This is a genomic window from Peteryoungia desertarenae (assembly GCF_005860795.2).
Taxonomy (GTDB): domain Bacteria; phylum Pseudomonadota; class Alphaproteobacteria; order Rhizobiales; family Rhizobiaceae; genus Allorhizobium; species Allorhizobium desertarenae.
In genome coordinates this window covers 2,672,475-2,691,772 of sequence record NZ_CP058350.1, presented here as the reverse complement: position 1 = coordinate 2,691,772, position 19,298 = coordinate 2,672,475, and the positions used below count along the sequence as shown (strand labels likewise).

The 19,298-nt window shown below is 58.0% G+C and carries 20 protein-coding genes; 4 read left to right on the top strand and 16 right to left on the bottom strand.

Annotated elements, in window-relative coordinates:
* Positions 1-110: 110 nt before the first annotated feature.
* Positions 111-1,316 (top strand): bifunctional 2-C-methyl-D-erythritol 4-phosphate cytidylyltransferase/2-C-methyl-D-erythritol 2,4-cyclodiphosphate synthase, encoded by a 1,206-nt coding sequence (locus FE840_RS13155; protein WP_138288682.1) that lies wholly within the window; start codon positions 111-113, stop codon positions 1,314-1,316.
* Positions 1,316-1,822, top strand: coding sequence for a CinA family protein (locus FE840_RS13150; protein WP_138288683.1), 507 nt, complete (start codon positions 1,316-1,318; stop codon positions 1,820-1,822). Before FE840_RS13155 ends, FE840_RS13150 begins: the two co-directional genes overlap by 1 nt.
* Here the strand turns inward: FE840_RS13150 and FE840_RS13145 are convergent.
* The 13 genes from FE840_RS13145 to eno form a co-directional block, all read right to left on the bottom strand.
* Positions 1,807-2,259 carry a type II toxin-antitoxin system RatA family toxin gene (locus FE840_RS13145; protein ID WP_138288684.1) on the bottom strand — a complete coding sequence of 151 codons (453 nt, stop codon included), beginning with the start codon at positions 2,257-2,259 and terminating at the stop codon, positions 1,807-1,809. The genes FE840_RS13150 and FE840_RS13145 overlap by 16 nt on opposite strands.
* 151 nt (positions 2,260-2,410) lie before the next feature.
* A complete protein-coding gene (locus tag FE840_RS13140; protein ID WP_138288685.1) occupies positions 2,411-2,995 on the bottom strand; it encodes a P-loop NTPase family protein in 585 nt (194 codons plus the stop codon).
* A gap of 121 nt (positions 2,996-3,116) precedes the next feature.
* A complete protein-coding gene (gene lipA, locus FE840_RS13135; RefSeq protein ID WP_138288686.1) occupies positions 3,117-4,100 on the bottom strand; it encodes a lipoyl synthase in 984 nt (327 codons plus the stop codon).
* A gap of 39 nt (positions 4,101-4,139) precedes the next feature.
* Complete coding sequence (locus FE840_RS13130; protein ID WP_246318771.1) at positions 4,140-4,394, bottom strand: GlsB/YeaQ/YmgE family stress response membrane protein; 255 nt, start codon at positions 4,392-4,394, stop codon at positions 4,140-4,142.
* 77 nt (positions 4,395-4,471) lie between these two features.
* Positions 4,472-5,917 carry a dihydrolipoyl dehydrogenase gene (gene lpdA, locus FE840_RS13125; RefSeq protein ID WP_138288687.1) on the bottom strand — a complete coding sequence of 482 codons (1,446 nt, stop codon included), beginning with the start codon at positions 5,915-5,917 and terminating at the stop codon, positions 4,472-4,474.
* An 83-nt stretch (positions 5,918-6,000) separates the two neighbouring features.
* Positions 6,001-6,267, bottom strand: coding sequence for an HP1242/YdcH family protein (locus tag FE840_RS13120; RefSeq protein ID WP_138288688.1), 267 nt, complete (start codon positions 6,265-6,267; stop codon positions 6,001-6,003).
* A gap of 108 nt (positions 6,268-6,375) precedes the next feature.
* The gene (locus FE840_RS13115; RefSeq protein WP_138288689.1) at positions 6,376-7,014 is read right to left on the bottom strand and encodes an SGNH/GDSL hydrolase family protein; all 639 of its coding nucleotides are present in this window, start codon (positions 7,012-7,014) and stop codon (positions 6,376-6,378) included.
* Between the two features lie 50 nt (positions 7,015-7,064).
* Positions 7,065-7,286, bottom strand: a complete 222-nt coding sequence (locus FE840_RS13110; protein WP_138288690.1) for a hypothetical protein — start codon at positions 7,284-7,286, stop codon at positions 7,065-7,067.
* Positions 7,287-7,488: 202 nt separating this feature from the next.
* Complete coding sequence (locus tag FE840_RS13105; protein ID WP_138288691.1) at positions 7,489-8,814, bottom strand: pyruvate dehydrogenase complex dihydrolipoamide acetyltransferase; 1,326 nt, start codon at positions 8,812-8,814, stop codon at positions 7,489-7,491.
* Between the two features lie 15 nt (positions 8,815-8,829).
* Entirely contained in the window at positions 8,830-10,203 is a 1,374-nt protein-coding gene (locus FE840_RS13100; protein ID WP_138288692.1) for a pyruvate dehydrogenase complex E1 component subunit beta, read from the bottom strand.
* A 15-nt stretch (positions 10,204-10,218) separates the two neighbouring features.
* The gene (pdhA, locus tag FE840_RS13095) at positions 10,219-11,265 is read right to left on the bottom strand and encodes a pyruvate dehydrogenase (acetyl-transferring) E1 component subunit alpha (RefSeq protein WP_138288693.1); all 1,047 of its coding nucleotides are present in this window, start codon (positions 11,263-11,265) and stop codon (positions 10,219-10,221) included.
* Positions 11,266-11,411: 146 nt separating this feature from the next.
* Positions 11,412-11,732: an FtsB family cell division protein gene (locus FE840_RS13090; RefSeq protein WP_138288694.1), complete on the bottom strand. Its 321-nt coding sequence runs from the start codon at positions 11,730-11,732 to the stop codon at positions 11,412-11,414.
* A 142-nt stretch (positions 11,733-11,874) separates the two neighbouring features.
* Positions 11,875-13,149, bottom strand: coding sequence for a phosphopyruvate hydratase (eno, locus tag FE840_RS13085; RefSeq protein WP_138288695.1), 1,275 nt, complete (start codon positions 13,147-13,149; stop codon positions 11,875-11,877).
* Between the two features lie 263 nt (positions 13,150-13,412).
* Here eno and FE840_RS13080 point away from each other — a divergent pair, with 263 nt between their 5' ends.
* Complete coding sequence (locus FE840_RS13080; RefSeq protein ID WP_138288696.1) at positions 13,413-13,886, top strand: chemotaxis protein CheW; 474 nt, start codon at positions 13,413-13,415, stop codon at positions 13,884-13,886.
* Between the two features lie 94 nt (positions 13,887-13,980).
* On the opposite strand, the gene kdsA is transcribed toward FE840_RS13080, so the two are convergent.
* Positions 13,981-14,829, bottom strand: a complete 849-nt coding sequence (gene kdsA, locus FE840_RS13075) for a 3-deoxy-8-phosphooctulonate synthase (protein ID WP_138288697.1) — start codon at positions 14,827-14,829, stop codon at positions 13,981-13,983.
* The gene (locus tag FE840_RS13070) at positions 14,826-15,713 is read right to left on the bottom strand and encodes a VOC family protein (RefSeq protein ID WP_138288698.1); all 888 of its coding nucleotides are present in this window, start codon (positions 15,711-15,713) and stop codon (positions 14,826-14,828) included. The genes kdsA and FE840_RS13070 overlap by 4 nt, the downstream gene beginning before the upstream one ends.
* 357 nt (positions 15,714-16,070) lie before the next feature.
* Between FE840_RS13070 and lexA the strand changes: the two genes are divergently transcribed.
* Positions 16,071-16,784, top strand: coding sequence for a transcriptional repressor LexA (lexA, locus tag FE840_RS13065; RefSeq protein WP_138288699.1), 714 nt, complete (start codon positions 16,071-16,073; stop codon positions 16,782-16,784).
* Here lexA and FE840_RS13060 read toward each other — a convergent pair.
* Positions 16,765-19,296 (bottom strand): ComEC/Rec2 family competence protein, encoded by a 2,532-nt coding sequence (locus FE840_RS13060; RefSeq protein WP_138288700.1) that lies wholly within the window; start codon positions 19,294-19,296, stop codon positions 16,765-16,767. The genes lexA and FE840_RS13060 overlap by 20 nt on opposite strands.
* Positions 19,297-19,298: the final 2 nt, after the last annotated feature.

Below are 19,298 nucleotides of genomic sequence, written 5' to 3'. Positions count from 1 at the left end.
AAGGGGCATGATCGATGCATCGACAAAAAACAGAGCAGCTGCTGGAAAAGCAGTCGCGGAGCCGATAGAGCACCAGGTTGTAGGTAATGTGTCATGAACCAGGCAGGCAGATGGAGCAAGAGCGGGATCGCAGAATCGGCGTCGTAGTTGTGGCAGCAGGTCGCGGCGAGCGGGCCGGAGGGACAGTTGACGGTCCAAAGCAGTATCGGCAGATTGGAGGTCACGCAGTCCTCTGGCACACCATAAAGGCTTTTTTGGACTGGCCACATACCGGACCGATCATTGTGGTCATTCATCCGGACGATGAGGATCTGTACCGTCTGATGGCGGCACAACTGCCTGGCAGCCACGATATTGCCGTCACGTTCGGGGCACCGACACGACAGCTCTCGGTTCTCCAGGGTCTGCGATCTCTTGCAGGGAAAGGCGTGAGCCACGTCCTGATACAGGACGGTGTGCGACCATTCATCGACCGGGCACTGCTAGACCGCGTTCGAGATGGTTTCATGACCGGCCATTCTGCACTCCTGCCTGCTCTACCCGTGACTGACACCATCAAGCGCTTCTCCAGCGACGGACGGGTTGTCACGACCGTCCCGCGGGATGATTTATGCGCCGCGCAAACGCCGCAGGCCTTTAAATATGAGGCGATTTTTAGGGCGCATGAGGCAGCGGCAACAAGTGGCTTGAATGGCTTTACAGATGACGCATCGATCGCCGAATGGGCCGGCATTCCCGTTCAGGTCATCGAGGGATCCGCAGACAACGTCAAACTCACAACACGCAAGGATATCGCGATGGCCGATGAGAAATTGGGCGGGAGCCTGCCTGATGTCAGAACCGGGAATGGTTATGACGTTCATCAGCTGATACCGGGCGATGGAGTTACACTCTGCGGCATTTTCATCCCCCATGACCAGAAACTGATGGGGCACTCGGATGCCGATGTGGCGCTGCATGCCCTGACCGATGCCCTGCTGGCGACCTGTGGCGCCGGCGATATCGGTGATCACTTCCCGCCCTCCGATCCGCAATGGAAAGGCGCGCCCTCGCGCATCTTCCTCGAACACGCGGCAAAGATCATCCGCCAAAATGGCGGAACCATCATGAATGTCGATGTCTCGCTGATTGCCGAGGCGCCGAAAGTTGGTCCGCACCGTGAGGCCATGCGGCAAAAGCTTTCCGATATCCTCGGCATTTCACTTGAGCGATGCTCGGTCAAGGCGACAACCAACGAGAAGATCGGCTTTGTCGGTCGGCGCGAAGGCATTGCGGCCATCGCCACCGCCAGCGTCGTCTTCCGGAGAGCAAGTTGATGGGGCTGTATCCGGCAGATATCGAGGCGCAGGCTGCGTCAATCATCGCCACCTACCGCAAGCGTGGATGGATGATCACGACGGCGGAATCCTGCACCGGCGGGCTGATTTCGGGCGCCCTCACCGAAATTGCCGGGTCCTCGTCCGTCGTTGACCGTGGCTTCGTGACCTATACGAACCAAGCAAAGATGGACCTGATCGGCGTTTCAGCCAACACAGTTGAAACCTTTGGTGCTGTCTCCAAAGAAACAGCGTTGCAGATGGCGCACGGGGCTCTGATGCGATCAGATGCGCAAGTCGCCGTAGCCGTTACGGGGATTGCCGGTCCCGGCGGTGGATCGGCCGAAAAACCGGTTGGGCTGGTACACCTGGCTCTTGCGACCCGCCATGGCACCGTTGATCATCGAGAGATGCGCTATGGGGATCCGGGGCGTGATGAGGTTCGGCTCGCCACGATCAGAACGGCTCTCGACATGCTCCTCAAGGTGGCTCAGACGCCGGCGTAAACCTTGTCTGCCCGCGCTTCGAAGGCTTCGGCGAACATGCGAAACGCACGATCGAACATGGACCCCATCAGGGCACCGAGGATGCGGTTCTTGAACTCGTAGTCGATGAAGAACTCGACTGCGCAGTTGCCATCGACGGTGTCGACGAACCGCCAGCGATTGTCCAGATAACGAAACGGGCCCTCGATATATTTCACATCGATTGCAAGATCCGCCCTGTTCAAGAGGACCTGGGTCGTGAAGGTCTCGCGAATGGCCTTGTAACCCACTGTCATGTCGGCGAGCAAAAGTTCCTTGCCATCTCTTTCACGGCGCGATCTCACATTGAGACCTTCGCAAAGCGGCAGGAATTCAGGATAGCGCTCGACATCTGCCACGAGTTCATACATCCGGGCGGGCGAGTGCTTGACGATACGGCGCGTTTCAAATTGTGGCATGAGCCGCACTTAAGCAGGCAAATGGCCAAGATCAAGCAGTTCTGTGGCCTCTTTGCGTGTTTTCACCACGATGACCGAAAGTGTCGCACCGTATTTCTCCAGTTTATGGAGGAAGATCGGTGCGTGCTTCTTCTCGAAGTTTTAAACCTGTTCAGCAACTGTCGACCTCAAGCTGACCATTCTCCAGCCCTTCTGCCAATTGCCGCGCCTCCGAAAAGGATCGCAATGTCAAAATTGGCAGATCCGCGCGTGCCTTTGAAAAAGCATACTCGAACTGTGGCGCTTCTTCGCGCTCAAAGGTCCAAACGTAGCGGAAGAAGGGCCAGTCCATCTTCTCCGGGCAGCCTTCCGGCATCCCCGGTCGTATCGTTCCGCGATGGCGCAGCCAGCCCGACAGGATACCGTAGACTGACACAGGACGAGGAGGACGCATCCAGATGACCATGTCTGCGCGGTCAAGTCGGATGGACATGCTACCGGGGCTGTTACCGTCGAAGATCCAGCGATCACGCTGCGCAAAGGCCTTCATGCGCTCAAGGGCTTCTGCTCGTGGCCGCAGCTGCCACCCCGGCAGCCAGAAGATCTCCCGATCCATCGACAGATAAGGAAGATCAAGGGACTCGCTCAGCCGCATCGACAATGTCGACTTGCCGCTGCCGGCGCATCCCACGACCATGATGCGTCTGGCGTGTCGCAGCTGTTCAATGGCCGCTGCTCGGTCAATAGAAATGGTCACGGGAAGACCTGCTGCACAATGAAGTTGGTGAAGCTTGGAACGGATTACACGCAAAGCATGAAAGCAAAATGCCCGACACTCTTATCGAGCATCGGGCATTTAAACAATATGTGGCGTGCTGTCAGATTGCTGCCGCGAGCTTTTTCTCTCGCGCCGCCTTTAGCCGCGCAAAGTCATCGCCTGCGTGATGCGACGAGCGCGTCAGCGGGCTCGAAGAGACCATGAGAAAGCCCTTGGAGTAAGCGATATCCTCATAGGACTTGAACTCTTCCGGCGTGACGAAGCGCTCGACCTTGTGGTGCTTGCGGGTCGGCTGGAGATACTGACCAATCGTCAGGAAATCGACGTCGGCAGAGCGCAGGTCGTCCATCAGCTGCAGGACTTCATTCCGCTCCTCGCCGAGGCCGACCATGATGCCCGACTTGGTGAACATGGTCGGATCGAGTTCCTTCACCCGCTGCAAAAGGCGGACGGAGTGGAAGTAACGCGCGCCTGGGCGTACCGTCAGATAGTTGCCGGGCACGGTTTCCATATTGTGGTTGAAGACGTCGGGCTTCGCGGCCACGACGCGCTCAAGCGCGCCAGGCTTCTTCAGGAAGTCCGGCGTCAGGATTTCGATCGTGGTTTCCGGTGATGCCTCGCGGATGGCCCAGATCACCTTCTCGAAATGCTCGGCGCCACCGTCGGCAAGATCGTCGCGGTCGACAGAGGTGATGACGACATGGGAGAGGCCCATCTGGCGAACAGCCTTGGCGACGTTTGCGGGCTCATCGAGATCAAGCGGGTTCGGCTTGCCGGTCGCGACATTGCAGAAAGCGCAAGCGCGGGTACAGATCTCGCCCATGATCATGAAGGTCGCGTGCTTCTTGTCCCAGCACTCGCCGATATTCGGGCAGCCGGCTTCCTCGCAGACCGTCACCAGCTTGTGCGAGCGCACGAGCTCCCGTGTCTCGTGATAGCCCTTGGAGGTCGGTGCCTTGACGCGGATCCATTCCGGCTTGCGCAGCACTTCCGTGTCCGGCTTGTGGGCCTTTTCCGGATGGCGCACACGCTTCTCGCCGGCAGGCGCGGCATTGTTGTTGATCCTGTCGAGGATGGTGACCATGGATAAATCCTGTCTGGCCGGGCATCGGCCCAGTCAAAGTTACCGTCTGACGAGTTTGGCGATGAAGAGAAGGATGCTGGCACCGACAAAGCTGGTGATCAGGTAGCCGAACCAATTGCCTTCAACGAAAACACCAAAGGTCCGAAAGATTGCGGCTGCGATCGCTGCCCCGACGATGCCGATGACGATATTCATGAAGATGCCAAAGCGCATGTCCATGAACTTGCCGGCAAGCCAGCCCGCAAGTCCACCGAAGAATATCGTCGCAATGATGCCGACTTCGAAACCTGCCACGTCTTTGCTCCTTCTGGTTCGCCAACTCGGAACCTGCCGCTGATATAGGCGGCGTCGTTCCGTTTCACAACCGGACTTTAGGCGTTGAGCACCCGGCCATAGGCGTCCAGCACGCTTTCCTTCATCATTTCCGACAGGGTCGGATGCGGGAAGATCGTGTGCATCAGCTCTTCTTCCGTGGTCTCAAGGTTCATCGCGACAACGAAGCCCTGGATGAGCTCAGTGACTTCCGCGCCAACCATATGCGCACCAAGCAGTTCCCCGGTCTTCTTGTCGAAGATTGTCTTGATCATGCCCTGGTCTTCGCCGAGCGCGATCGCCTTGCCATTGGCATTGAAGTTATAACGGCCAACGCGGATATCCCGGCCCTGCTCTTTCGCCTTGGCTTCCGTCAGACCGACCGAGGCGACCTGCGGATTGCAATAGGTGCAGCCCGGGATCTTGGCCTTGTCCATCGGGTGAACGCCCGGCACACCGGCAATCTTCTCGATGCAGATGACGCCCTCATGCTCGGCCTTGTGGGCGAGCATCGGCGGGCCGGCAACGTCGCCGATCGCGTAGAGGCCCGGCACATTGGTCTTGCCGTAGCCGTCGATGACAATGCAGCCGCGATCCGTCTTCACGCCGAGGGCTTCAAGACCGAGGTTCTCGATATTGCCCTGGACGCCCACGGCGGAGATCAGGCGGTCAGCGGTGATCTGCTGGACCTTGCCGTCCTTGGTCTCGACATGGGCGGTGATGGAGTTTGCACCCTTCTCCACCTTCGAGACCTTGGCTTCGGTGATGATCTTCAAGCCGCGCTTTTCCAGCTGCTTGCGGGCAAAGGCCGAAATCTCTGCGTCTTCAACCGGCATAATGTTCGCCATCAGTTCGACGACGGTGACATCCACGCCCATCGAGCGGTAGAAGGAGGCGAATTCGATGCCGATGGCGCCCGAGCCCATGACGACCAGTGACTTCGGCATGAAGTCCGGCTTCATCGCTTCGAAATAGGTCCAGATCAACTTGCCATCCGGCTCGATGCCAGGAAGAGCGCGCGGACGCGCACCCGTTGCGACAATGATGTGCTTGGCGGTGTAGGTGCCCTCGCCCTTGACGCCCTTCGGAACCGGGTTCTGCGGCTCGACAACGGGCTTCGACATATTGCCGACGACCACTTCGCCGGGCTTCGAGAGCTTGGCTTCGCCCCAGATGACGTCGATCTTGTTTTTCTTCATCAGGAAGGCGACGCCGCCGTTCAGGCGGGCCGAAACGCCGCGCGAACGGGCAACCACGTCCTTGACGTCGGCGGTCATCGTGCCGTTCAGCGTCAACCCGTAAGACTTCGCATGGTTGGCGTGATCCAGAATCTCGGCGGAGCGCAGCAGCGCTTTTGTCGGGATACAGCCCCAGTTGAGGCAGATGCCGCCCAGATGCTCGCGTTCGACGATTGCCGTCTTGAGCCCCAACTGGGCAGCACGAATGGCGGTTACATAACCACCGGGGCCAGAACCAATAATGATGACGTCATAGGCATTCGACATGGGCGCTTCCACTCCTCGGTTTTCTAAGACCCTTCGACCCCGCGATCAAAAGGCCTTCTTCGGGACTGGAAGCGTTGCGAAGGTCAGACGACCGGCGTTTCAGCCTCCGGTTCATGATGAACCAGCATCCCGTAGATTTCATCCTTGAGCTGCATCCGCTTCTTGCGAAGCTCCACAATGTGGAAATCGTCTGCAGGCTCAATATCTGTTTCGGCCCGGTGTACTGCCCTGTTCACCTCATGATAGGCCTCGGCCAATCGTGCGAAGTGACCATCCGTTTCCTTCAGATGACGCATCAGCGCCACATGCTCAGGAAACTCGGTTGCCAGTTCGTGCGGTGTGTTCGACATGATCCCATCTCCTTTTCTCGGTTGATGGGGTCAGGTTAAGCCCACAGCGCCGGACCTCCTTGATCTTGATCAACGTATCCCGCCGAATGCAGCGGAATGCGCCATTCCCTAAAGTCCGAGCAGCATCCGGACGACGGGCTCAAGGCCGCGTCCGATGGCTCGAGTATTGTCCGCATCGAGATGAATCCCATCAAGCGGCGTTGTTTCGGCGACAGAGCCCGCATCAAAAAAGGCGCATCCTGCCTCGTCTGCAGCATCGCGATACATGCTGGCGAGCATGGCCCCTTCGTCAACCGAATGATTGAACATTGGCCCAAACATCGAATTGGCTGTTTCGCGGACCGGTGGTGGTGCCACAATCAGTATCTCGGGGCTTTCGAACTCAAACCCCCAGTCATGCTTCTGGATGAGCTTGACCAGCCGCTTGACGCCGCTGGTCGCGCCGATTGCCGTTCCCTGGATGCCACGCTTGAGGTCGTTGGTCCCCAGCATGATGATCACGAGATCAATCGGCTTGTGGGTCGCCAGCACTGTGGGCAGCAGCTTCACGCCATTGCGCTCACAATCACCCAGATGGTCGTCATAGGCGGTGGTGCGGCCGTTCAGACCTTCGGCGATCACCCGGACCCCATGGCCAAGCGCCTTCTGCAGGACACTCGTCCAGCGGTCCTCATAGGCATGCCGACCGAGATGCACCGGGTCGTATCCCCATGTCAGACTATCGCCATAAGCGAGAATGGATTTCATCTACAAATATCCAGCCTTACAGTCGCATTGAGCAGAGCACAGCGTAAAATCTAATTGTCCTTCATTAGCGCTTCGACCTTGCGCTCAAGCTCAAAAATCCGTTCCTCGAACTCACCGGTGACCAGTCGTGACATCATAGTGTCCGCCTGCAGTGCCTGGCGAATGATCTTCTGGCCACTTTCAAGCTTGTCCAGTTGCTGCTTCATTTCACGCATTTCATCACGAATTTCCCGCAGCATTGGCAGGATCATGCTGTCTGGTTCTTTCGCCATCAGAATGCTCCTTTCAACAAAGTTCACCCACGACTTAAGGTCTACTCTGCAAATCCTGGATCACGTCGCAATCAAGCCACATGATATGGTCGATGAGGCATCCATCGTCCAGAGCAACAGGCCAAGGCCCGTTGGTTACAACGCGCCGGGCGGTAGCAATCGCTTTTACCCCGTCCAGCGCGAATGCCGCCGCGCTCACAAATCAAACCAGCATGCCCATCGGATTTTCGATGTAGCGCTTGAAGGCCCCGAGCAGTTCGGCTCCGAGCGCGCCATCGACGCAGCGGTGGTCGGTGGAGAGCGTCACGGTCATGACATTGGCGATCTTCATCGCACCGCCCTTGACCACGACCCGCTCTTCGCCGGCACCGACCGCGAGGATCGTGGCATGAGGCGGGTTCACGACCGCCGAGAAGCTCTTCACGCCCATCATGCCCATGTTGGATACGGCGGTCGTGCCGCCCTGATATTCCTCGGGCTTCAGCTTGCGGTCCTTGGCGCGCTTGCCGAGATCCTTCATCTCGTTGGAGATGGTGGACAGGCTCTTGGTCTCGGCCTTGCGGATGATCGGGGTGATCAGGCCGCCGGGGATCGACACGGCAACACCGACATCGGCATGCTTGTGCTTGACCATGGCACTGTCCGTCCAGGAGACATTGGCATCCGGCACGTCGCGCAGCGCGAGGGCCAGAGCCTTGATCACCATGTCGTTGACGGAGAGCTTGTAGGCCGGCTTGCCGTCCTTTTCAGGCGCGGCTGCGTTGAGCTGTGAACGCAGTGCCAAGAGTGCATCGAGTTCGCAATCCACGGAGACGTAGAAATGCGGGATGGTCTGCTTCGATTCCTGCAGGCGCTTGGCAATCGTCTTGCGCATGCCGTCATGCGGCACGAGCTCGTAGGAGCCATCGGCGAAGTTCTTGAGCACGGCTTCGTCGGACGGACCCTTGGCAAGGGCCGGTGCCGGAGCAGCACTTGCTGCAGCAGGCGGCGTAGCAGCCTTGACACCACCGGTGCTGACGGCCTTTTCAATGTCGCTCTTGACAACGCGGCCCTTGGGACCGGAGCCCGAGACGGCCTTGAGGTCGAGACCGGCTTCCTTCGCCAGACGGCGAGCGAGCGGGGATGCGAAGACGCGGTCGCCAGTCGATGCCGCGGGCGCTGCCGAAGCGGCTGCCGTTGCAGGCGTTGCCGCTGCGGCAGGTGCTGCTTCAGCCTTGGACGCAGGAGCGGCATCGGCCTTGGGCGCGGACGAACCGCCACCAGAAGCAGCAGCCGCGACGTCCTCGCCTTCCTCGGCAAGGATCGCGATCAGCGCATTGACCTTGACGGCTTCGGTGCCGGCGGGAACGACGAGCTTGGCCACGATACCTTCATCGACGGCTTCCACTTCCATGGTCGCCTTGTCGGTTTCGATCTCGGCGATCACATCGCCGGACTTGACCTTGTCGCCTTCCTTGACCAGCCACTTCGCCAGATTGCCCTCTTCCATGGTCGGAGAGAGAGCCGGCATGGTGATATTGATCGGCATGAGCCTCGCCTCCCCTTACTTGTAGCAGACGGCTTTGACCGCCTGGATCACTTCGCCGACATTCGGCAGAGCGAGCTTTTCGAGGTTTGCCGCGTAAGGCATCGGCACATCCTTGCCGGCGATCGTGATGACCGGGGCATCGAGATAGTCGAAGGCTTCACGCTGGACAGTGTTCGAGATGAAGTCGCCGACGGAGGACTGCGGGAAGCCTTCCTCGACGGTCACAAGGCGACCGGTCTTCTTCACCGATTCGATGATCGCCGGCAGGTCCATCGGACGGATGGTGCGCAGGTCGATCAGCTCGACATCGATGCCTTCCTTGGTCAGTTCCTCCACGGCCTTGACCGCATAGGTCATGCCGATACCCCAGGAGACCATGGTCGCGTCCTTGCCTGCCTTGTGCAGTCGTGCCTTGCCGATCGGCAGAACGAAATCATCCAGCTTCGGCACTTCGAAGGAGTGACCGTAGAGGATTTCGTTTTCGAGGAAGATGATCGGGTTCGGATCGCGGATGGCAGCCTTCAGGAGACCCTTGGCGTCAGCCGCCGAATAGGGCTGGATGACCTTGAGACCCGGGATGTGGCTGTACCAGGCGGCATAATCCTGGCTGTGCTGGGCGGCAACGCGGGCTGCCGCACCGTTCGGTCCACGGAAGACCATAGGCGCACCCATCTGGCCGCCCGACATGTAAAGCGTTTTGGCCGCCGAGTTGATGATCTGGTCGATCGCCTGCATGGCGAAATTGAAGGTCATGAACTCGACGATCGGGCGGAGGCCCGCCATGGCGGCACCGACGGCGATACCGGCAAAGCCATGCTCAGTTATCGGGGTGTCGACGACGCGCTGCGGGCCAAACTCCTGCAGCAAACCTTGAGTGATCTTGTAGGCACCCTGATATTCCGCGACTTCTTCACCCATGATGAAGACGTCCGGATTGGCACGCATTTCCTCGGCCATGGCCTCGCGAAGGGCTTCGCGAACGGTCATGGTCACCATTTCGGTGCCGGCCGGAATGGCCGGATCGGCGGCAGCGACCGATGCCGGGGCCGCAGGTGCAGCCGGTACGGGCGCGGCGGGAGGCGCTGCAGCAGCAGGAGCCTCCGCCGGAGCGGCGGCCTTCGGAGCCGGAGCCGCATCGGCGCTTTCACCATCCTGCAGGAGGACGGCGATTGCGGTGTTGACCTTGACGTTTTCAGTACCGGCAGCGACCAGGATCTTGCCGAGGACGCCTTCGTCCACGGCTTCGACTTCCATGGTTGCCTTGTCGGTCTCGATTTCGGCGATCACGTCACCAGATTTGATGGTGTCGCCTTCATTCTTGACCCATTTGGACAGCGTGCCTTCTTCCATGGTCGGAGAGAGGGCGGGCATCAGGATTTCGATCGGCATGGGTTCCCTCCCCGATTACAGCAGAATGTCGGTGTAGAGCTCGGATACATCCGGCTCCGGATCGGCCTGGGCGAAATCGGCACTATCGGCCACGATATCGCGGACCTCCTTGTCGATTGCCTTCAGCTGATCCTCGGATGCCCAGCCCTTTTCAAGGAGACGGGCGCGAACCTGCTCGATCGGATCCTGTTCGGAGCGCATCTTCTGCACTTCTTCCTTGGAGCGATACTTGGCCGGGTCGGACATGGAATGGCCGCGATAACGATAGGTCTGCATCTCAAGGATGATCGGACCCTTGCCCGAACGGCAATGCTCCACCGCCAGATCGGCAGCAGCCTTTACCGCCCGCACATCCATCCCATCCACCTGGATGCCGGGGATGTTGAAGGACACACCGCGCTGCGAGAAATCGGTCTGAGCCGAGGCGCGCGATACCGATGTGCCCATGGCGTAGCGGTTGTTCTCGATGATGTAGATTACCGGCAGATTCCAGAGGCGAGCCATGTTAAAGCTCTCGTAGACCTGACCCTGGTTGGCCGCGCCATCGCCGAAATAGGCGAGCGAGACATTGTCATTGCCGCGATACTTGTTGGCGAAGGCGAGACCGGTGCCAAGCGAGACCTGCGCACCGACGATACCGTGACCGCCATAGAAATGCTTCTCCTTGGAGAACATGTGCATCGAGCCGCCCTTGCCCTTCGACAGGCCGCCGCGACGACCGGTCAGCTCGGCCATGACGCCGCGAGCGCTCATCCCACAAGCCAGCATGTGCCCATGGTCACGATAGCCGGTGATGACCTGGTCGCCTTCCTTCAACGCCATCTGCATGCCGACGACGACAGCTTCCTGGCCGATATAGAGGTGACAGAAGCCGCCGATAAAGCCCATTCCATAGAGTTGGCCGGCCTTTTCCTCGAAACGGCGGATCAGCAGCATCTCGCGATAGGCGAGCAGCTCCTGCTCCTTATCGAACTCGACGATTGCACCTTCGTTGAAGTCTTTCTTGGCAGGCTTGGCCGAAGTCTTGCGACCGGTCGCAGTCGCGGATTTTCGCGGCGCCATTCATCCCTCCCATGGGCTCGTTGTGATTTCGCTTTGGGAGACAGGATAAGCAAGAAACGACAGGACCGCAATGCCAGAATTGCATGGCTCACATTCCAAGCAAGCACATGTTTTTTCACGGAAAATTCAAATTAACCTGATTTAGGCTAATTAAAAAACCGGTTGAAAACGACGATCTCGTCAGGTCGCGACATATTCAACTGATAGCGCGCCTTCTCATCAATCATATCACGATCCAGAGATCCGTCGCTCAGCAATTCGACTTCCTTTTCGAGCATCTGGCGCTGCTCGATCAAGGTGGCCAGTTCCGCAGTTCTGGTCTGGCGCTGTCGCTCAAACTCCTGGCTTGCCCGCAACCCAAAGTCACCATGGACCGAATGGTAACCGAAATAGGAAAGAAAGGCGACAGCAACCGCCGGAAGAATGAGGCGACCGAATTTTTTCTTTTTATGATGCCTGGTCCACATGCCGGGTCAGCCCTGATACGCATTACTTGAGCAAAGATAGAGCTGATACCTTAACCGTTCGTTGACCCTGTTGTCTGGCCACAAAAAACCCGCGCAGCCGACTGGCACACGCGGGTCTTGATACAGAGCGAAACGAAAGCGCTTAGCCGCGCAGGATCGAACGACCGGCGTAAGATGCCTGCATCCCCAACATTTCCTCGATGCGGATCAGCTGGTTGTATTTCGCGGTCCGGTCGGAACGGGCCAGAGAGCCAGTCTTGATCTGACCGCAATTTGTCGCAACAGCCAGATCAGCGATCGTTGCATCTTCAGTTTCACCAGAACGGTGCGACATGACTGCGCTGTAGCGGGCCTTGTGGGCTGTTTCCACCGCATCAAGGGTTTCGGAGAGCGAACCGATCTGGTTCACCTTGACGAGGATGGAGTTTGCGACACCCATCTTTATGCCGTCGCGAAGGCGGGCCGAATTGGTCACGAAAAGATCGTCTCCAACAAGCTGGACCGACTTTCCAATCTTGTCGGTCAGATACTTCCAGCCGTCCCAATCATCTTCAGACATACCGTCCTCAATCGAGAAGATCGGATACCTGCCGGCCAGTTCAGCGAGATAGTCGGCCATGGCTTCCGGCTCAAGCGTACGCCCCTCACCTTCCAGGACATACTTGCCGTCCTTGAAGAATTCGGTCGCAGCGCAATCGAGTGCAATGAACATATCTTCACCGGGACGATAACCAGCTTTTTCAATGGACGTCATGATGAAGTCGAGGGCAGCCGGCGCAGAGGCCAGACCCGGTGCGAATCCACCTTCGTCGCCGACATTGGTGTTGTGACCATCGGCCGCCAGCTGCTTCTTCAGTGTGTGAAAGACTTCCGAACCCATGCGCACGGCATCTCGGATGTTGTCTGCGCCGACCGGTACGATCATGAATTCCTGGAAATCAATCGGGTTGTCGGCATGCGCGCCACCATTGATGATGTTCATCATCGGCACCGGCAGAACATGGGCGTTCGGGCCACCGACATAGCGGTAAAGCGGAAGGCCTGACGCCTGGGCCGCCGCCTTGGCAACCGCCAGAGAAACACCGAGAATGGCATTGGCACCAAGGCGGGACTTGTTCGGCGTGCCGTCAAGCTCGATCATCAGACGATCGATCTGGATCTGATTCTCCGCATCATGGCCGCCGATCGCGTCGAAAATTTCGGTGTTGACTACATCAACCGCCTTTTCGACACCCTTGCCCAGGTAGCGCTTGCCGCCGTCGCGCAGTTCGACTGCCTCATGGGCGCCCGTCGATGCGCCCGAGGGAACGGCCGCGCGACCCATGCTGCCATCTTCGAGATAGACGTCGACTTCGACGGTCGGGTTGCCGCGGCTGTCGAGAATTTCACGGCCGATGATATCGGTAATTGCAGTCATGATCACTTCCTGCTGGCTTTGACGGTTGGATTTACCGCCCTCTCTTAATCCAAGAACTGAAAAATACAATGGCAGCCACATGACAAGGCGGGCAACTCGTCAAAATCCGAGCCATGCATTGCCAGCATAAACCAGCAGACAGCAAGGCCAGCTCAAACAGCCGCCATTGGCCGAAACGCTTAAACTTGGAGCGTTCGCCACTAGTAATCTGTCAATACATTTAGCGTAAAAAGCTCATATAACATGAGCTGTGGAGGCCCTGAATGAATACGATCGCGAAGAGCTGGGATGGACGCGTATCTCTTGAGATTATTGCGTTCAAGCTCAGTGATCAAAGTTTCTGTATTGAGACAACATCAATCCGTGAAATTCGAGGATGGGCGCAATCGACACCCATTCCGCATTCTCCACCGGAAGTGCTCGGGATCATCAATCTGCGCGGAACCGTCATCCCGACGATAGATCTTGCACGCAAGCTTGGAATGCATTCCGGCGAACCGACCGAACGAAGCGCCATTGTTGTGGCCGAAGTCCATGGCAAACCAATTGGGCTTATGGTTGACCAGGTCACCGACATGCTGTCGATCAGTGCAGAGCAGATCCAGCCGGCGCCAGAGATCACAAACAGCATGGACCGTTCTTATTGCGACGGGATCATCACCCATCAATCCGGCATGATCTGCTTCCTGAATCTTGGTCGCATGTTCGTTCCGGAAGATGTCGATCTAGCGGCCTGACAGCTCGTCAGGTCGTCATTATCTGCGAGACAAGGGAAGCACCTCTCCTCGAAGTGCTTCCATTTTTTATGTCACAAACGTGCTTCAGATTAGGTCAGCTTGATTTTGCGACAGCATCGAATGCCAGCAGCTTCTCGAGCAGCCTGCGCATCTGGTTGATCGGGACCATGTTCGGGCCGTCCGATGGCGCATTGTCCGGATCCTGATGGGTTTCAATAAACAATCCTGCAACACCAACCGCGCAGGCCGCCCGCGCCAGCGTCTCAACAAATTCGCGCTGTCCGCCGCTTGAGCCACCCTGGCCACCTGGCTGTTGCACCGAGTGCGTCGCATCAAAGACGACCGGGGCCCCCATGGCCGCCATGATCGGAAGCGAGCGCATGTCAGACACCAGCGTATTGTAGCCAAAAGATGCACCGCGCTCGCAGAGCAGTACGTTCGGGTTTCCTGATCCAGCGATCTTGTTGAGGACATTCTTCATGTCCCAGGGCGCCAAAAACTGGCCCTTCTTCACATTGATTGCCCGTCCGGTTCTGGCGGCCGCCACCAGCAGATCTGTCTGGCGGCATAGAAAGGCCGGGATCTGCAGAATGTCGACAGTCGGCGCCACCGCGGCACATTGTTCTTCGGTGTGGATATCGGTGAGGACCGGAACACCGTATTCCTTCTTGATGTCGGCAAAGACCTCCATGGCTTTCTCAAGCCCGATACCGCGCTCAGCCGAAAGGGAGGTGCGGTTCGCCTTGTCGTAAGAGGATTTGTAGACAAGGCCGATGCCGAGCTCCCGGCAGATTTCCACGAGCCTTCCCGCCATCATGAAAGCGTGATCGCGGCTCTCCATCTGACACGGGCCGGCGATCAAGGAGAAGCGAGATTTCTGGGAGAAGAGGACCTGACCCTCACCTTCGCCGACGACAACTTCAGAATTGGTTGGATAACTCATGGCTTCTCCTCGAAGGCAAACACGACACCCTGTCCCGATGAAGGCGGGACGACCAAGCGCGCACCGATCTTTTGATAGGCGACCGCATTAGCAGTGAGATACGCCTCTGTCACCTTCAGATCACCAACCGCCAGCACCACCGCTCCGCCAAAGAGACCCCGGCCACGTGGCGCCACCCCAAAAGAAAAATGCGCGACAAAGCCCTGTGGCGTCAGGATGTCCAGTTGGCAGTTTGCTGCCTCGACTGGGAGACCAAACGAGTGCGCATTTGCGGCCCTTTGCTCCAGGCCCATCTCGAGAAGATACTGGAAATCGCTGGGGTTTTCTTCCACAAGGACAATTCGGGACAACCCGACTGCACCGTTTTTGTGAACGACAAGGGAACCTCTGTCTGCAGGCAGCGGGTTAAGCCGTTGACAGGAAAAAAGCAGAAAGTCAGGCGCTCGAAGATCTGCGGCAAAAGCAAGCCTGAATGAAGCCTCAAAGGAACTGCCGTCACCAAGCGTCATTGTCCGTGAAAAGTTCAGAATATCCCCGGCAGACAGTCCTTCTGCGCGATAACGGCGATCATCCGAAGCCGCATCGGACGTTTTGACAACCACACCCGATAAGCCTTCTCCCTGCCGGAAACGATAGGCGAGATATCTCGCGACAAAGACGTTTCCGAGGCGTGCAGCGGCTTCGCAATCCTCTCGACTGCCAATGCCTAGAGGTTCAAGATAGGTGTCATCCGCGAAGAAGACGCATGCGTTCTCCGTGCCGAACGGATGGCGAGCGTCTGGAGCGACGGTAAACCCCAGAACGCTAAGCCTATCGCGCGCCACGTCCAGGCTTTCGACCGGCAGAACCAGGTGGTCGATCTCTCTTGCTTCAACAGGCAACATCCAATCTCCCCGACAGCTGTTTTATCAGCCCGTGTAGTAAGGTGTTTCCATTGTAACCGACAAGCCCTTCGACGGGCTCAGCGCGCTGATCAACCGATGAAATGCGCGTTTTACGATCGGCGAACGAAGCGGTTTTGGGAGAAGGCAGCGACATGAATGGAGCCTTGCGCGTTTCCGCATCGGCTTTCCAGGCTTGCGGACCAAATCAGCATGAAGCGCGGGCAAATCAAATACCAACCGGTTTGCAATAACTTAGCTATTTGTGCGGAAATCTTCACGGAAATTTATCCCCTTGCAGAACACAACTGGAACATATAGTGTCCGTTCTGGATTTGTTTCACCCTTCGAGGCTTTGACATGCTGACGCGCAAACAACAGGAATTGCTTCTGTTCATTCACGAGCGGATGAAGGAATCGGGCGTACCGCCTTCTTTCGACGAAATGAAGGATGCCCTTGATCTTGCATCCAAATCCGGCATTCATCGTCTGATTACGGCCCTTGAGGAGCGGGGTTTCATCCGTCGCCTGCCGAACCGTGCGAGAGCACTGGAGGTCATCAAACTGCCGGAGGCCTATACCCCAAGCCTGCAGCCTCGCCGGGGCTTTTCGCCAGAAGTCATTGAAGGAAGCCTCGGCAAGGCACCCCCTGCCCCAACATTGAAGCGGCCAGCTGAAGACATGTCGTCATCCGTCAGCGTGCCTGTGATGGGTCGCATTGCTGCCGGTGTTCCGATTTCTGCGATCCAGAACAACACTCATGACATCAATGTTCCGGCGGAAATGCTGGGCTCCGGCGATCACTACGCCCTGGAAGTCAGGGGGGATTCGATGATCGAGGCCGGTATCCTTGATGGCGACACTGTCGTCATTAGGAATGCGACGACGGCGAACCCCGGTGACATCGTCGTTGCGCTGGTTGACGATGAAGAGGCTACGCTGAAACGCTTCCGTCGTCGCGGGGCCTCGATTGCTCTTGAAGCCGCCAATCCCGCCTATGAAACCCGGATCTTTGGTCCGGATCGTGTCAAGATCCAGGGTAAGCTTGTGGGTCTCATTCGTCGCTATCACTGAACTCTGCACCCGCAGTGGTTCTTTGGGATTGACGAGATGGTGCGAGTGTTGGTCCCCGGGTGTCCGAGAGAAGATGATCGATTGGCAAGTGTCGTTGCGCATACCGATCCTCTCGCCAGTCATAGAGACGGTGTTGAGTCCATGGTTTGGGCCTGCCTTCATAGGTTTGGCGGACTGACCATACGCGGCCTTCACGCTCGTCCAATTTGATTTCGAGGCTGCCCGTCTGTTTGAGGTGATTGGCGGTGATAAGTCGGACGCCGGTTCGGCATTCCAGATATCTCCAACGGGTCGGGCTTACGACAATATCTGCCATTTTGCATGCGATCGCGATCAGTTCCGGTCTTTCGACAGTCGCGACGATCCAGCCAGTAGGGAGTCGGATGGCGCAGAGACCGGCATAGCAGGTGAAGCGGGGGTCTGCGAGACTCGCAAGATTGGTTTCAATACCGGCCCGCAGCTGTCGTATCTGTTCGGGGCTGAACGTCTTTCTGCGACCGGAACGGGTCTGCATGTTCGGCTCTGGAGCATGACCGAGAACAAGGGGGCTGTCGTGCCTCGCGACAGCCAAGGCTGTTTGCCACTGATCGAATTGGAAGGCCGGTGGCCTGGTTCGATTCGTTGCCCATGTCTGGTCTCCGGTCCCGACTGCGACCATGGTACCGTCTTCAGCGACGACGAGGTCAGGGGTGGGTGGTGGTGGCGTTATCCAGACACAGGCAATTGTGGCCGCCATCAGCGCGCCTCCCAGCCAGCGTATGCGGCTACGCAGCAGCGTCAGCAGCAGGAAGCCTACCACCGAAACCGGCAGAAACCATGTCGGCTGCCGCGTGAAGCTGACGCCATCGCCCCAAGATGCCACTTCATGCGCGACAGCAAGAACAAGCTCCAGCCCGAGTCCCATTATCAGGAAGAAGGGTCGATCCAGCCCGAAGGGCATCAGCAGCATGCCGACAAACCCCGCTGGCATTACCACCATGGAAATCAGCGGCATCGCGGCGAGGTTTGCCTCCAGGCCGTGCAAAGAAAGCCTGTGGAAATGATGGACGGAAAAGATCGCAGTAGACGCTCCTCCAATGAACGAGGTCAACAAGATCCCGCCTACAAAGCCAGCCACGGCAGCAAGTGTCCGGCGCATCGGATGCTCTCGCCTGACGATGAAGCTCGGGTTTTGACGTTGCCAGAGGTTGTAACCGGCTATCAGAGCAGCAGTGGCAGCGAACGACATCTGGAAGCTTGGGCCAAGCGCGGCAGACGGTGTGATTACGATGATCACAGCGCCGGCGATTGCGAGATTTCGAAGACTGATCGCTGGACGATCGCAGAGCACGGCAACCAGCATCATGCCCGTCATGAGATAGGCTCTCACGGCAGAAACCTGATAGCCCGAGATCATCAAATAGGCCGTTATTGCGATGAGGGCTCCCAGAGCCGCAAGCTTTTTTACAGGGTAGGCTTGCGCAACGGCTGGAAAAAGACTGAGCACGGACCGGAAACCGACAAAGAAGATCCCAGCGGCAAGCGCCATATTGAGTCCCGAGATTGCGGTTATGTGAGCCAAACCCGACAGCCGCAAAGCTTCCGTTGCCTCATTGGACATCGAGCGACGCTCACCGGTGATGATGGCCGCTGCAAAAGCGCCGGGGTCACCTGGGATGATGCTGCGAATCCTCCCGGAAATCTGGTCACGCAACGAGAAAATCGCCTCATCGAGGCGCATCATGAGACCCGTGTTTGCTGGTTTCCGAACGTCTGAATGAAGTGCTTGCGGGGCTCCCAGAAAAAAGCCGACGGCGCCTATGCCTTGATAGTAGCTTGCAAAGGCGAAATCGTTCAGCCCTGGTACGGCACTGCCGGATGGCGGGGACAGGCGGGCTCCTCCGGAAATGATGCCGCCGATCGGAACGGGATTGGGCGAACTTCGCGCCAGAAGCGACACCCGCTCGGGTGGGCGGCGGATTGTCGGCTCGACCGTCGAGGTCAGCCGAACGATATAACGCCATTCCCCGCCCGATCCGGCCTCCCGACGCTCAACGATCCCCGTAATCTTCGTAACCAAGGCCTGATCAAGTATCGTTGTCGCCAGTCTCGACGTCTCAAGAACTGCGGCGGCCATCCCGGCGAGATAGAACAGCAGCGCCCAAAGGATGATCCTGAATGGCTGCACGTGTGCGGAGATCATGCTCAGCAGACTTGCCGCGATGAAGATCAGCGCGGCGATCAAAAAAATCGCGGGCGGGTCTTCAACCACGAACCAGGTGATGGCTCCAGCGCCGAGCATTATCGGCATGAAGTGGAAAAAGTGACCGTAACACCATTCTTCTCGCAGACATGCGGCAAGGGCAGCGGGCCGTAGTATCGACCGAATTGCGACCTGCCAACTTTTCGCCGGGCGCACCGGACTCAGTCGAAGGTGATTGCCTGACACAATCGGCAAGGCAGCAGCGAATACGGCATCACCCTCGGACACCTTGTGCTGCTTCAGGGTCGGCTGCCCTTCGCTCGCTGCCATTT